15 protein-coding genes and 2 tRNA genes are annotated in these 11,964 nt (G+C 55.5%); 8 read left to right on the forward strand and 9 right to left on the reverse strand.

What is annotated here, in order from left to right; translation table 11 throughout:
• Positions 1-218: 218 nt before the first annotated feature.
• Positions 219-292 (reverse strand) — tRNA-Arg (locus H6G52_RS06600).
• A gap of 173 nt (positions 293-465) precedes the next feature.
• Here H6G52_RS06600 and hemL point away from each other — a divergent pair.
• Together hemL and H6G52_RS06610 are read left to right on the forward strand one after the other, a co-directional pair.
• Positions 466-1,764, forward strand: a complete 1,299-nt coding sequence (gene hemL, locus H6G52_RS06605) for a glutamate-1-semialdehyde 2,1-aminomutase (protein WP_190527250.1) — start codon at positions 466-468, stop codon at positions 1,762-1,764.
• Positions 1,765-1,968: 204 nt separating this feature from the next.
• On the forward strand, positions 1,969-2,124 hold the full coding sequence (locus H6G52_RS06610) for a hypothetical protein (RefSeq protein WP_190527252.1): 156 nt from the start codon (positions 1,969-1,971) through the stop codon (positions 2,122-2,124).
• Positions 2,125-2,162: 38 nt separating this feature from the next.
• Here H6G52_RS06610 and H6G52_RS06615 read toward each other — a convergent pair whose 3' ends face one another.
• The 3 genes from H6G52_RS06615 to H6G52_RS06625 are packed head-to-tail and all read right to left on the reverse strand — an operon-like array spanning position 2,163 to position 3,152.
• The gene (locus tag H6G52_RS06615; protein WP_190355447.1) at positions 2,163-2,567 is read right to left on the reverse strand and encodes a type II toxin-antitoxin system VapC family toxin; all 405 of its coding nucleotides are present in this window, start codon (positions 2,565-2,567) and stop codon (positions 2,163-2,165) included.
• On the reverse strand, positions 2,567-2,827 hold the full coding sequence (locus tag H6G52_RS06620) for a hypothetical protein (RefSeq protein WP_190355397.1): 261 nt from the start codon (positions 2,825-2,827) through the stop codon (positions 2,567-2,569). Before H6G52_RS06620 ends, H6G52_RS06615 begins: the two co-directional genes overlap by 1 nt.
• A gap of 37 nt (positions 2,828-2,864) precedes the next feature.
• Positions 2,865-3,152 (reverse strand): hypothetical protein, encoded by a 288-nt coding sequence (locus tag H6G52_RS06625; protein WP_190405014.1) that lies wholly within the window; start codon positions 3,150-3,152, stop codon positions 2,865-2,867.
• A 307-nt stretch (positions 3,153-3,459) separates the two neighbouring features.
• Here H6G52_RS06625 and H6G52_RS06630 point away from each other — a divergent pair, with 307 nt between their 5' ends.
• Positions 3,460-3,891, forward strand: a complete 432-nt coding sequence (locus H6G52_RS06630) for a GFA family protein (protein WP_190527255.1) — start codon at positions 3,460-3,462, stop codon at positions 3,889-3,891.
• Between the two features lie 227 nt (positions 3,892-4,118).
• Here H6G52_RS06630 and H6G52_RS06635 read toward each other — a convergent pair whose 3' ends face one another.
• Positions 4,119-5,018: a metal-dependent hydrolase gene (locus H6G52_RS06635; RefSeq protein WP_190527257.1), complete on the reverse strand. Its 900-nt coding sequence runs from the start codon at positions 5,016-5,018 to the stop codon at positions 4,119-4,121.
• A gap of 305 nt (positions 5,019-5,323) precedes the next feature.
• On the opposite strand from H6G52_RS06635, the gene H6G52_RS06640 reads away from it, so the two are divergent.
• Positions 5,324-6,268, forward strand: coding sequence for a glycosyltransferase family 2 protein (locus H6G52_RS06640; RefSeq protein ID WP_190527259.1), 945 nt, complete (start codon positions 5,324-5,326; stop codon positions 6,266-6,268).
• 79 nt (positions 6,269-6,347) lie between these two features.
• On the opposite strand, the gene H6G52_RS06645 is transcribed toward H6G52_RS06640, so the two are convergent.
• Entirely contained in the window at positions 6,348-6,956 is a 609-nt protein-coding gene (locus H6G52_RS06645; RefSeq protein WP_199312224.1) for a pentapeptide repeat-containing protein, read from the reverse strand.
• Positions 6,957-7,185: 229 nt separating this feature from the next.
• On the opposite strand from H6G52_RS06645, the gene H6G52_RS06650 reads away from it, so the two are divergent.
• Positions 7,186-7,259 (forward strand) — tRNA-Val (locus H6G52_RS06650).
• 60 nt (positions 7,260-7,319) lie between these two features.
• On the opposite strand, the gene aroQ is transcribed toward H6G52_RS06650, so the two are convergent.
• Together aroQ and H6G52_RS06660 are read right to left on the reverse strand one after the other, a co-directional pair.
• Positions 7,320-7,760 (reverse strand): type II 3-dehydroquinate dehydratase, encoded by a 441-nt coding sequence (gene aroQ / locus H6G52_RS06655; RefSeq protein WP_199858076.1) that lies wholly within the window; start codon positions 7,758-7,760, stop codon positions 7,320-7,322.
• A gap of 248 nt (positions 7,761-8,008) precedes the next feature.
• Positions 8,009-8,149 carry a hypothetical protein gene (locus tag H6G52_RS06660; RefSeq protein ID WP_190355392.1) on the reverse strand — a complete coding sequence of 47 codons (141 nt, stop codon included), beginning with the start codon at positions 8,147-8,149 and terminating at the stop codon, positions 8,009-8,011.
• A gap of 323 nt (positions 8,150-8,472) precedes the next feature.
• On the opposite strand from H6G52_RS06660, the gene H6G52_RS06665 reads away from it, so the two are divergent.
• From H6G52_RS06665 to hisS, 3 genes are all read left to right on the forward strand, one after another.
• The gene (locus H6G52_RS06665; RefSeq protein WP_190527261.1) at positions 8,473-9,147 is read left to right on the forward strand and encodes a MotA/TolQ/ExbB proton channel family protein; all 675 of its coding nucleotides are present in this window, start codon (positions 8,473-8,475) and stop codon (positions 9,145-9,147) included.
• A 228-nt stretch (positions 9,148-9,375) separates the two neighbouring features.
• Positions 9,376-9,660, forward strand: coding sequence for a hypothetical protein (locus tag H6G52_RS06670; protein WP_099532068.1), 285 nt, complete (start codon positions 9,376-9,378; stop codon positions 9,658-9,660).
• Positions 9,661-9,779: 119 nt separating this feature from the next.
• Positions 9,780-11,051, forward strand: a complete 1,272-nt coding sequence (hisS, locus tag H6G52_RS06675) for a histidine--tRNA ligase (protein WP_190527263.1) — start codon at positions 9,780-9,782, stop codon at positions 11,049-11,051.
• A 73-nt stretch (positions 11,052-11,124) separates the two neighbouring features.
• Here the strand turns inward: hisS and larB are convergent, their stop codons facing one another.
• Positions 11,125-11,925 (reverse strand): nickel pincer cofactor biosynthesis protein LarB, encoded by an 801-nt coding sequence (gene larB, locus H6G52_RS06680; RefSeq protein ID WP_190527265.1) that lies wholly within the window; start codon positions 11,923-11,925, stop codon positions 11,125-11,127.
• Positions 11,926-11,964: the final 39 nt, after the last annotated feature.

Raw genomic sequence — 11,964 nt, forward strand, 5'->3', positions numbered from 1 at the left:
TTGGCCGGGGCTGGCTTGGCGGTCGCAGATTCCGCAGGGGGTGAAGACTCAGACCCGAGACCAACATTAGCCCCAGCCCGCGATTCGGACGACTGGGAAGATAGATGAGGCGAATGAGAAGGCGATGCGTCAGTGGTCACAATAAACCTTAGGGCTGGTTGAACAACACCAAAACCAGCCCGCGATCGCCATTTTATGCGATCGTCATTTGATGGGAACGGATGCGGAGGGACTCGAACCCCCGACCCTCAGAACCGGAATCTGATGCTCTATCCAACTGAGCTACGCATCCAGGGTCGGCTATGCAAGCGGCCGCGCAAGCGCCACTCAACATCGCTTGGCTATATTACCACTTCTGACAGCGATCGCCCCTCTCATTTTAAAATTTTAGGGTTGTAAAAATGGTTTGATATTCGCCAACCCCATCACAACCAACCATTACACCCAACTAAGGAGAAGCTCGCTGTGGTTGCCACTGCCCTTAACACCACCCGTTCAGAAGAAATTTTTGCCGCTGCCCAAACGCTGATGCCCGGCGGCGTGAACTCGCCCGTGCGCGCGTTTAAGTCCGTGGGTGGTCAGCCGATCGTGTTCGATCGCGTCCAGGGAGCCTATGCCTGGGATGTGGACAACAATCGCTACATCGACTACGTGGGCACTTGGGGCCCCGCCATCTGCGGCCATGCCCATCCCGAAGTGTTGGAAGCCCTGAAAGCCGCGATCGACAAAGGAACCAGCTTTGGTGCGCCCTGCTACCTAGAAAACGTGCTGGCCCAGATGGTGATTGATGCCGTCCCCAGCATTGAAATGGTGCGCTTCGTCAACTCCGGCACCGAAGCCTGTATCGCCGTCCAGCGCCTGATGCGTGCCTACACCGGCCGCACCAAACTGCTGAAGTTTGAAGGCTGCTACCACGGCCACGGCGACATGTTCTTGGTCAAGGCCGGCTCCGGCGTGGCTACCCTCGGTTTGCCCGACTCCCCTGGCGTGCCGAAAAACGTCACCGCCGACACCCTGACCGCCCCCTATAACGACCTGGAAGCCGTCAAGGCCCTGTTCGCGGAATATCCCGGCGAAATCGCGGGCGTAATCCTGGAGCCGATCGTGGGTAACGCGGGCTTCATCGTCCCCGAACCCGGCTTCCTGGCCGGCCTGCGCGAAATCACCAAGGAAAACGGCGCGCTGCTGGTGTTCGACGAAGTGATGACCGGCTTCCGAATCGCCTACGGTGGCGTGCAAGAAAAATTCGGCATCACCCCCGACCTGACCACCCTCGGTAAGGTGATCGGCGGTGGGCTGCCCGTGGGCGCTTACGGCGGCCGTCGCGAAATCATGCAAATGGTCGCTCCTGCGGGCCCCATGTACCAAGCGGGAACCCTGTCGGGCAACCCCTTGGCCATGACCGCTGGCATCAAAACTCTGGAACTGCTGCGTCGTCCCGGCAGCTACGAATATCTCGACCAAATCACCGGCAAGCTGATCACCGGCCTGCTGGCGATCGCCCGGGAAGCCGGTCACGAAGTCTGCGGCGGCCACATCAGCGGCATGTTCGGCATGTTCTTCACGGCGGGCCCCGTGCGCAACTACGAAGAAGCGAAGGCCGCTGACCTGACCAAGTTCAGCCGTTTCCACCGGGGCATGTTGGAGCGGGGCGTGTACTTGGCTCCCTCGCAGTTTGAGGCGGGCTTCACGTCGTTGGCCCACACGGACGAGGACATCGAAGCCACCTTGGCCGCCGCCCGCGAGGTGCTGTCGAGCCTGTAATCACTACTGTTGTAGCCCTGAGTTCTGTTTCCTGAACTCAGGGCAAATTAAGTGTGAGCACGAATGGGGGCAGACATAAAGTTTGTTCCCAAAACCGATTGAAAAATCCAACAAAACATCAACTCAAGTCCAACAAAGCAGCGGCAGCAAGACCAGCAAGCACCCGCTTTGATAGAGATATCAAATAAGTTCGGAGTGCAGCCAATGGAAACCCTCGAAGACATCAAGTTGTTGTTGGAAGTGACGGCGGCGTTGGCGGCTTTGTCGCAGACTTTTCCGGTGGCGGCGATGTTGGCTGGTTCGGCGGCGATCGCCTGGTTGGTGTTTCCTGGCTTGAAGCGGTTGCGTGACAAGAAGTAGGTTCGATCGAGGGCGTGGGGACTAGCAACCCTGCGCCCTCAATTTGTTTGCCGCAAAATTGCTGTAAATCCTTCTTGGGTGAAGTGTTTATCAGTCGTCAATGCTTCACGAATACCCCGCTGCTGCATCAAAACAAAGCTGACAGTATCGCAGAGAGAGTAAGTCTTATCAGGGCGATTCTGCAAGAGTGTGACGGCAGCTCTAACCAGAAATTCATCAACCCAAACTATTTCAATCTTTGGTGTATTCAACAATGAGTTGATAAAGTTGATAGCCTTGGTTCGCGAATAGCGCCGTGCCGTTGCTAGCGACATATATTCATCAATAATGAAGCTGTGAGTAATCCAAGCCGTTGCCATTCGATAGGCAGCGACGGCCTGCTGATGGCGCGACTCTTGCTCGTATTGCAGGCAAAGTAGCCCGGAGGTATCGAGAAGTATCATCAAGATTCCAGGTCACTAGCGTAAGCACGTGCCAAGTCAGCATCGATACTTTCATTGTCGAAATCACAAGGCTCATCGAGTGTTAATGTTCCGAATTGCTGCTCAAAAGGACTAGGTTCCGCAGTACTCAACCTATGAGACTCAAGAACTGTTGGTTTTTGCCAAAGCTGTTGCAGAATTTGCCAAAGAAGGCGGATTCGATCACCCCATGATAAATTCAGAATTTGTCTGGCTAGGTTTTCTAAAGCTGCGCTGGTCATCTTCCCTAATCCTCTTTATTCAGGGCAGAATTACACTTTAACTTGAGGGAGTGCTGTAGAGGTAGTGGTCAAGGTTGATTGAAAAATCAGCCGGCCAATCTTTCCAGGCTTCCTCGGGGAGTTCTGCACTTAGGCGCTGGGCAGTCGCAAAAAAGCTGGGTAATGGTGCGGCTTCATCCGTAGCAGATTCCGGTGTCTCTGCTTGGGGTTGTAGCGATGACTGAAGTTGTTGCTGAACAAACATCAGCAACGTCAAAACAATCTCTATGACGGTTTCGGGTGCTTGGTCGATCGCTAGGAGGAGTCGCTCTTTGGCAGTCATCATTTGTTAGCTCGCTAGGGTTGATAGAAGGCTTTGTTGGTACGCTCAATCTGGAGTGGGGCATTGAACGATCGATAGAGTTCTTGGGCGCGATCGGGCAGCACCTTCAGCCTAGATTATTGCAAGACTGGTGCTAGGGGACGAGGCAAGCGATCTCCCGATTGATTGCCGTTGCGACATTTTGGCAGTGACCATTGAGGATTATCGTACTAAAATCAAATAATGGTTGCCGTAACTGCTGTTGTTGCAGTCCTTGTTGTAACCATTGTTGCGGCCGTTCAAATAGTCTCTGATGGAGGAGGCGCGATCGATGAAAGGTCACTGTCTATGTGGGGCGATCGCCATTGAAGTTCCCGACAAAACTACCGTGGATGCTTGTCATTGTGGGATGTGTCGTCGATGGAGTGGTGGCCCAGCGCTGGGAATTGCTTGCGGTTCCGATGTGCAAATCGAAGGAAGCGAGAAACTGAAGGTTTACCGATCATCCGACTGGGCTGAGCGAGCCTTTTGCGGTGAATGCGGCACGCATTTGTTTTATCGGCTGGTTCCGACTCAGGACTATTTTGTGCCAGCGGGATTATTTGCCGATGACCAGCCTTTTGAATTCACGGAGCAAATTTTTGTCGATCGCAAGCCCCGTTACTATGACTTTGCGAACCAAACGGTGAACCTGACGGAGGCGGAAGTGTTTGCCAAGTTTGCCGCGATCGCCCCTGATTCTTCCGAAGGGGAACCCGCATAGTTCCGAATTAATTTGCTGAGTTGAAATGTCCCATGATTTTGAGCTTTCAACTCGATCGGGGCATTGCAATGTTGACGGTGAATCATGAAAAACACTGGCAGGGCGATCGATCATTTTTTGATCAGCTTGCCAGTGTTTTTGGTGGACTGGTTGTTCATGAATTGCCCAAAAAGCCCATCAACGTTGATTGTTGGGTTGTTGATTTTTGGGCTGCAAAAATGCGGTTCCTAAATTTGTTCGGGAACCCCAATTTTCATCACCTTCATGGGCGTGGTGATGCGTCTGGCTTTCAGGGCTGCGGCGAACTGTTCCGGTGTGCCCGGCAACGAAAATAAGCCGTAATGCATGGGTATCACCAATTTGGGGCGCACCAATTCCACCGCTTCAGCGGCGCGATCGGGGCCCATGGTGAATTTGCCACCAATGCAGGTCAACATCAAATCCACGGGTCCAAATTTTGGAATGAGGGCCATGTCGCCAAACAGGTCTGTATCGCCCGTGTGGTAGAGGGTGGGGCCGTTTTTCACCTTGATCCAAAAGCCGCCCGGGTTACCTGCATAAAAGGGTTGGGGGCTGCCATCTGTGCTAACGGTGGAACTATGAACCGCTGGCACGAATGCCACTTCCACTTCCCCATCCAGCAAGGAAATTTGACCGCCGAAGTTGCCCAGGGCCGGAAATTGCAATTGCTCTTTGGGGTAGCCCAACAGGGAAACCAGAGCATTGGCCAAGTCAAAGGTGGCCACCAATTGGGCCCCGGTTTTTTGGCCGATCGCCACTGCATCTCCCACGTGATCGTTGTGGCCGTGGGTGACAAGCACCAAATCAGCCCGATCGAGCTGGTTCAGGATGGCTTTTCCTTCGGGGTTGGCCGGATTTTGCAACCAGGGATCGAGCCACAGCACTTTGCCCGAAGGGGTGGTGAGCTTGAAGGCCGATTGGCCATACCAAACCAGTTCCGTGCCGCCGGGGGTTGCGGCCTGGCTGGGCTGGGTGGCTCCCCAACTAACGATGCCCCCGATCGCGGCCAGGCCAATGACCAACGCGGCCAAGAATCCCCATTTCAGATGGCCCAAGGGGGGCCAGTAGGGTCGCCAACGGGGCGATCGCGCCGCCAAATTACGCATTATTGATCAACCTCTCAATCTCTGAATTTCTGCAACCAAGGTTCTACGGAGGCTTGACGAAGGCTCGATGGTCGAGTTTTCTCGAAGTTTCGCGATCAAATCACCGCCCCATCACCCCCTCATCACCGCTCCAAACAGCATGAGGCGATCGATCCTCTGCGGCGATAATGACCACCCCATTTAGAATTCCCTGGGGTAGATCAGGCCAATGGTAAAGTAGACGGCGTTTGGTGTGCGGGTGCTAACTGCATTCCCGCTCCCTTAATTTCCCGTCACTTTCCTGTTTTTTGAGGCGATTATTTCGCATGAGTAGCAATCCCCCAAGCATCGCTAACCATCCCGCTCTGGTGGATCAAAATGAGCCAGGCGATCGCTCTGGGGAAATAGCCTATCCTGCTTTTTCTTTGGTGTTGCCGATTTTTAATGAAGAATTGGGCGTTGCTCCCACCATCGAACATCTGCAAGCCACCCTCAGTGCTTATCCGGGTGTCTATGAAATCATTGCTGTGAATGATGGTTCCAGCGATCGAACCGGTGAAATTTTGCATCAACTACCCGGTATTCGGGTCATTGATCACAACATTAATCGGGGTTATGGTGCGGCCTTAAAAACCGGAATTCGTCACGCCAAGTATTCTTTGATTGTAATTACTGATGCGGATGGAACCTATCCCAACGAACAGATTCCGGCCTTGGTGAATTTAATTCAACTGGCGGAAGCGGACATGGTTGTGGGGTCGCGGACTGGGGAGAATGTGCAATATTCCAATTTGCGGAAAATTCCTAAGTGGTTTCTCGTTCGCTTTGCGGAGTGGATTACCAAAACCAAGATTCCTGACTTGAACAGTGGTTTGCGGATTTTTCGGAAGGAAATTGCCAATCGGTTTTTGAATATTTTGCCCAATACCTTTAGCTTCACCACCACCATTACGGTGGCCATGCTCACCAATGGCTATACGGTGCATTACGAGCCGATCGACTATCACCCGCGCCAAGGCCGCAGCAAAATTAAACCGATTCGGGACACTTTGCGATTTGTGCAAATTATTCTGCGCACGGGGCTATATTTTGCGCCGATGCGAATTTTGATGCCCGTTTCAGCGGCCTTTGCGATCGGGTTTTGCGTTTCGTTGGCGCAAGATATTTTTGTGCGCAATGACTTGACGGAAGCCACCCTAATTTTGCTGTTGGCTGCCACCCAAACGGCCATTTTGGCCTTGCTGGCAGACATGATTGATAAACGGCTTTGAGGGCTGTTTTGTGGATTTTGCGTGAGCTTTGCGTGGGACTTGCGAATCAGCGCGAACCAACCGATCGCCCCATGGTCTTCTAAAACTTATTGGGTTCGGGCTTGGGGGCTTCGCAGGGTTGCCGCACCAACGTGCCATTGGGCAGGGTTGCGCCACATAACTCGGCTCCGTCGCTCCGAATATTCACCAGGTGAGCATCCCTGAGGTTGGCATTGGCCAAGCTGGCTCCTCGCAAGTCCGCGAACATCAAATTGGAGCGAGCAAAGTTCACTCGATCGAGCTGAGCTGCACTGAAATTGGTGGCCCGTAAATTGGCCCGTTCTAAATTGGCCCCTCGAAAATCTGCCCTGGTACAGTCGGCTGCGCCTAAGTTGGCCTCTGCCAAGTTTGCCCGCTGGAGATTGACGTTTCGCAGGTTGGCTCCGTAGAGGTTGGCCGATCGCAGATCCGCATCTTGCAGGTTCAAACTGGTGAGGTCTCGATAGCGCAAATCGCAGCCTCGGCAATGGTTGAAAGCCCGCAGTTGCGCCAGTGGATCCAAGTTGGGGCGGGCGGCAGAAACCTGGGCCCCAGGGGCCAACGGCAACCCGATCGCCAGGCCAATCCCCAAAGCCATGCCCCCGATCGCCCCTAAACGGGCCAGTCGATCGGGGTTGCGCAAAGACTGGTGAGCGGTAATTTTGGCCACGAATCCGAATCCTCAGGGGAAATTGCCAACCATGACAGGCTGGGGGTGCAATGTCCGGCAGCAACGGTTGGGAAAGCGCCTCTATCCTAACCAGGCTCGGGGGCGACTGACAGCCGCTGAAGGCCGCTCGATCGCCCCCCCAACGCACCGCCCGCGAAAAAACCTTGAAAAACCTTGGTCAAAGCTTTGCGTTTTTTCAAGAGATCATGGTATGGTGATAACCCGTTGCGGACGTATAGCTCAGTTGGTTAGAGCACCACGTTGACATCGTGGGGGTCACTGGTTCGAGTCCAGTTACGTCCATTCAGGTTCAGCGAAATTATCCATAACACCTGGCAAAAAGTCCGGCAGAAATTAGCCGGATCACTTGCTTGATCGCAACTGGGTGACCAACGCCCGTAGCCCCAACCGGTAGCTTTCGGGGCCGAAGCCGGAAATTTGCCCGATCGCCACGGGAGCAATGTAGGAATGGTGGCGGAAGCTTTCCCGTTTGTGGATATTGCTGAGATGTACTTCCACGGTGGGAATGGCCACCCCGGCGATCGCGTCGCGGATGGCCACGCTGGTGTGGGTGTAGCCACCGGGATTAATCACCAAACCGTCAAATTGCCCCAGAGCCTCATGGATCCAGTCAATTAACGTTCCCTCGTGATTCGACTGGCGACAATCGATTGCCACTTGCAGCTCCGCCGCATCCTGTTCCAAACGTTCATTAATGGCCGCCAGGGTCAGGGTTCCATAGACACCCGGTTCCCGTTGCCCCAGCAAATTCAGATTGGGGCCATGCAAAATCAAGATTTTCACGCGGATTTCGGCGCTCTTTCGCGGTCTAAATTCAATGGACTGAGTGGCCCATTCTCGCAAAATTCCAGCCCCAGTTTTTCTGAGGCTTTTCTGAGGGTCGCGCCAACCTCAGAGCTAACCCCATTTCTCAAAACCCCTTTCTAAAGCACAAGCAAGAGGATAGTCCCCTTGCTTGGCGAATCGTCGGTTTAAATCGGTTGTTGAAAGATACGAACGCTTGACGCTAACTTCCCAGGACAAATATCCAATTAGCGGCGGCGATAGGCGCGATCATCCACAGGCACGGGAATCGGTTCCGCCTCCGGCTGGGCCTGTGGGCCAAGCAGCGCTTCGATCACCTTCTGTGCCCACTGTTTCAGCTTTTCTATCACCTGTTCGATATAGTCCATTAATCGAAGGCTCCTTGACGGCGGTTCGATCGACTGTTGAGGGATCGCTCAGAGTCGCATGTCTTTAGATTAACCCAATCCTCCGTTGAGATGGTGCAAATTTGGTTGCAGTTTGCCCGGTGATTTTACGTTGAATCCCGATCGAGGGGCGGGGTGGCCGCTCTGGGGCGTTAGGTATGGATCCGTTAAATTTGCTAAATTTGCGAAGTTAAGTGTAAAGCCGAGCGCAATGCTATGCCCTTAGCGCGGGGCTGACCGATGCTTTGGCTCTCCTGCGCTCTGGCCAGGGAACGAGCGATCGCGCAACGAGCAAGGACGAAACCGTGAGTGTAAGTGATCTGTTTACCAAGGGCGGCCCGGCCATGTGGCCGTTGTTAACACTGTCGGTGCTGTCAGTGGGGACGGTCTTTGAGCGCTGTTGGTTTTGGGGGCGCATTTTGCTGCGAGAACGGGAGGTGGCCGATCGAATCTTGGAGTCGGCCCGCAATGACTGGAGCAGCGCCGGCCCGATCGCCAGCAAGGCCCGCGACCAACCGATCGGGCGGTTTTTGGCGGCTCCCCTAAAGCTAGAAGACCCAGACCCGGAACTCTTTCGCCTGGCCCTGGAGTCGGCCGCCGAAGAAGAACTCAGCGCCATGCGCAAGGGCGACAAGCTGCTAGAGGCGGTGATTGCCCTCTCGCCCCTGTTGGGTCTGTTGGGCACGGTGTTGGGGCTGATTGGCTCCTTGGGATCAATCCGAATCGGGCAGTTGGGAACCGATGCCACGGCGGGGGTCACTCTGGGCATTGGGGAAGCGCTGATCAGCACGGCGACGGGGCTGGTGGTGGCGATCGGGTCGTTGGCGTTTTATCGCCTCTTTCAAGGGCTAGTGTTTACCCAAGCCAAGCTGTTTCGGCGGGCGGGCAACGATTTGGAGTTGCTCTATCGACAATTGTGGGCCCAGCGGCGCGATCGCCCCGTGCCCAATGGGGAAACAGAGCCAACCCCGGAAGCCTAGGACATTTGATCTATTGCGATTGATTCTGTGTTGATCTGCACCGATCTGCACTGACTCATTCCATATCGATATTGACCCATTCCATATCGATACTGATCGCATTCATATCGATACCGATTGGATCCATATTGGCATTGACCGCAAGTGATCGCGGCGATTCGTCACAGCCGATCGACCCTTTTTATTTCGACATTATTTCGACCCTCGTTATCACCGACCGTAGCGATTATGGCGCTGTTAAATTCTGATTCCATGCGGCAAGCGTTAACCTGCGATCGCCTGCCTCTGGCGGTTTACCGTGAACTGGCGGCCCACCTGAACTTGGTCGCTGGGGTGCAGGCGGTCTTGTTGCCCCAAACCTCCCAGGAGTTTGATTATTTGCAAAGTCAGGTGGGAGGCGTGGCGATCGAACTGGATCCGGTGCTGGGCGATCGGGCCCGGCAACAGGTGGAAGCGATTTTGGATCACTATGCCGATCGGTTTGGCCCCTGGCGATCGCTCCCCACGACCTAAGCAGTTGCGGGGACTAATCAACAGAATTTGCAGGATCTCGGGGCCCCAACCGCTCTAGGATATTGAACGCTTCACCACCATTTCAATTCGATTCTTTTACCTCGACTCGATCGCCTGCCATGACTGCCATTCAAGCCCTACGCGGAACCAAAGATATTTTGCCGACCGAAATCGGCTATTGGCAGCACGTGGAAGCCACCGCCCGCCAAGTGCTGGGCCGCGCCGCATTTCGGGAAATTCGTACCCCCATCTTTGAGCAAACGGAGCTGTTTGCCCGGGGCATTGGCGAAGCAACGGATGTGGTGGGCAAGGAAATGTATACCTTCACCGATCGGGGTGATCGCTCCTTGACCCTGCGGCCGGAAGGCACGGCGGGCGCAGTGCGGGCCTTTGTGGAGCACAAGCTCTTTGCGGCTGGCGGCCCCCAACGGTTGTGGTATTGCGGCCCCATGTTCCGGTACGAGCGACCCCAGGCGGGCCGGCAACGGCAGTTTCACCAAATTGGCGCAGAGCTGTTGGGTAGTGGGGATGCGCGGGCGGATGTGGAAGCGATCGCGGTGGCCGTGGAACTGCTGAATCACTTGGGGTTGAAATCGTTGCGGATGTTGCTGAATTCCGTGGGCGATCGGGTTGATCGCGCCACCTATCGGGCCCAACTGGTGGACTACCTCACGCCCTACTTTGCAGATTTGGATCCGGATTCCCAAGATCGCCTCAGCCGCAATCCCCTGCGGATTTTGGATAGCAAAGTGGCCAAAACCCAGGAAATTTGCCAGGAAGCCCCCAGCATTTTAGATGCCCTCTCGCCCGAGTCGGCCGCGCGGTTTGCCAAGGTGCAACAGGCCCTGACGGATTTGGGCATTGCTTACCAAGTGGATTCACGACTGGTGCGAGGGTTGGACTACTACAGCCACACGGCCTTTGAAATCCAGTCCGATGACTTGGGCGCACAGGCCACCGTTTGCGGTGGTGGTCGCTACGATGGCTTGGTGAGCGAGCTGGGCGGCCCGGAAACGCCGGCCGTGGGCTGGGCGATCGGGATGGAGCGGTTGATTTTGTTGTTGCAGCAGTTGCAACCCTTGACGGGCGATCGGGTGGATTTTTACGTGGTTTCCCGGGGCGAACAGGCCGAACAACAGGCCTTGAAAGTGGCCCAAGTTCTGCGGCAGGGGGGCTTTGCGGTGGAAATGGACTTAAGCGCCAGTGCCTTTGGTAAGCAATTCAAACGGGCCGATCGCGCCGGAGCTGCCGCTTGCGTCATTTTGGGTGATGCGGAGGCCGAAAACGGCACGGTGCAGCTCAAATGGCTGGCTTCTGGGCATCAAGAGGCGATCGCTCAAGTGGACTTAGCGGCCAAGGCTGAACAGTTTCGTCAGCAGATTTCTCAGTAAATTCTCCGATAAATCTGCAAAAGCACTGCAAAGGAGCCAAATCAGCGCTTATTAGCGCTCAATTCTGATCTGCTCATTTCTGACCTTCAGAGGCGCGATCGGGAATGGGAATGCGAGCCGCCGTGCGCAGGATTTGGCCCGCCAGGATCGCCGCCCCGAAGCCGTTGTCAATGTTCACCACCCCCACGCCCGCCGCGCAGGAGTTGAGCATGGTCAGCAGCGGGGCCAATCCGTTGAAGTTGGCCCCATAGCCCACGCTGGTGGGCACGGCCACCACCGGCACATCCACCAACCCCGCCACCACGCTGGGCAGGGCCCCTTCCATTCCCGCTACCACAATCAACACGTCAGCCTGGGCCAGGCGATCGCGGTGGGCAAACAGCCGATGAATGCCCGCAATTCCCACATCCCAGAGCCGATCGACCCGAAATCCCATTAACTCAGCGGTCACCGCCGCCTCCTCCGCCACGGGTAAATCAGCCGTTCCCGCCGACACCAGGGCGATCGTGCCGGGCCGAAGCTGGCGACGCAGGGCGGCCGGCGACTGCCAAGCGCAAATCCGCGCCAAGGCGTGGTAGTACAAATCCGGCACGATCGCAGCAATTTGGTCATAGGCCGCGCGATCGACCCGCGTTGCCAAAATCACGGGCGCGCCCCGATCGCGCATCGCCAACATAATCGCCGCGATCTGTTCCGGGGTTTTGTTTTGGCCCCAAATCGCCTCCGGAAACCCCGTGCGCCGTTCCCGTTGCCAATCCACCTTGGCAAACCCTTCCACCGCAAAAAAACCCTGATCTTGCAGGCTGGCCATGGCCTGTTCAGGGGCCACCCGCCCCGCCGCGACCGCCTCCAGCAACCGTTTTAGATCCTCCATCAGTGCGCCCTGCTCCATCCTTGCCTTCACTTTCCCAAA

Origin of the sequence: Limnothrix sp. FACHB-881, from assembly GCF_014698135.1 — a bacterium.
Classification (GTDB): domain Bacteria; phylum Cyanobacteriota; class Cyanobacteriia; order CACIAM-69d; family CACIAM-69d; genus CACIAM-69d.

Excerpts from the sequence above, each read along its gene's own strand:
- H6G52_RS06620 (WP_190355397.1), bottom strand. The coding sequence starts at position 2,827 with ATGACCAGCGCAGCTTTAGAAAACCTAGCCAGACAAATTCTGAATTTA.
- H6G52_RS06615 (WP_190355447.1), bottom strand. The coding sequence starts at position 2,567 with ATGATACTTCTCGATACCTCCGGGCTACTTTGCCTGCAATACGAGCAA.
- H6G52_RS06670 (WP_099532068.1), top strand. The coding sequence starts at position 9,376 with ATGGCGCTGTTAAATTCTGATTCCATGCGGCAAGCGTTAACCTGCGAT.
- H6G52_RS06635 (WP_190527257.1), bottom strand. The coding sequence starts at position 5,018 with ATGCGTAATTTGGCGGCGCGATCGCCCCGTTGGCGACCCTACTGGCCC.
- H6G52_RS06660 (WP_190355392.1), bottom strand. The coding sequence starts at position 8,149 with ATGGACTATATCGAACAGGTGATAGAAAAGCTGAAACAGTGGGCACAG.
- H6G52_RS06625 (WP_190405014.1), bottom strand. The coding sequence starts at position 3,152 with ATGATGACTGCCAAAGAGCGACTCCTCCTAGCGATCGACCAAGCACCC.
- H6G52_RS06610 (WP_190527252.1), top strand. The coding sequence starts at position 1,969 with ATGGAAACCCTCGAAGACATCAAGTTGTTGTTGGAAGTGACGGCGGCG.
- H6G52_RS06640 (WP_190527259.1), top strand. The coding sequence starts at position 5,324 with ATGAGTAGCAATCCCCCAAGCATCGCTAACCATCCCGCTCTGGTGGAT.
- H6G52_RS06630 (WP_190527255.1), top strand. The coding sequence starts at position 3,460 with ATGAAAGGTCACTGTCTATGTGGGGCGATCGCCATTGAAGTTCCCGAC.
- larB (WP_190527265.1), bottom strand. The coding sequence starts at position 11,925 with ATGGAGGATCTAAAACGGTTGCTGGAGGCGGTCGCGGCGGGGCGGGTG.
- hisS (WP_190527263.1), top strand. The coding sequence starts at position 9,780 with ATGACTGCCATTCAAGCCCTACGCGGAACCAAAGATATTTTGCCGACC.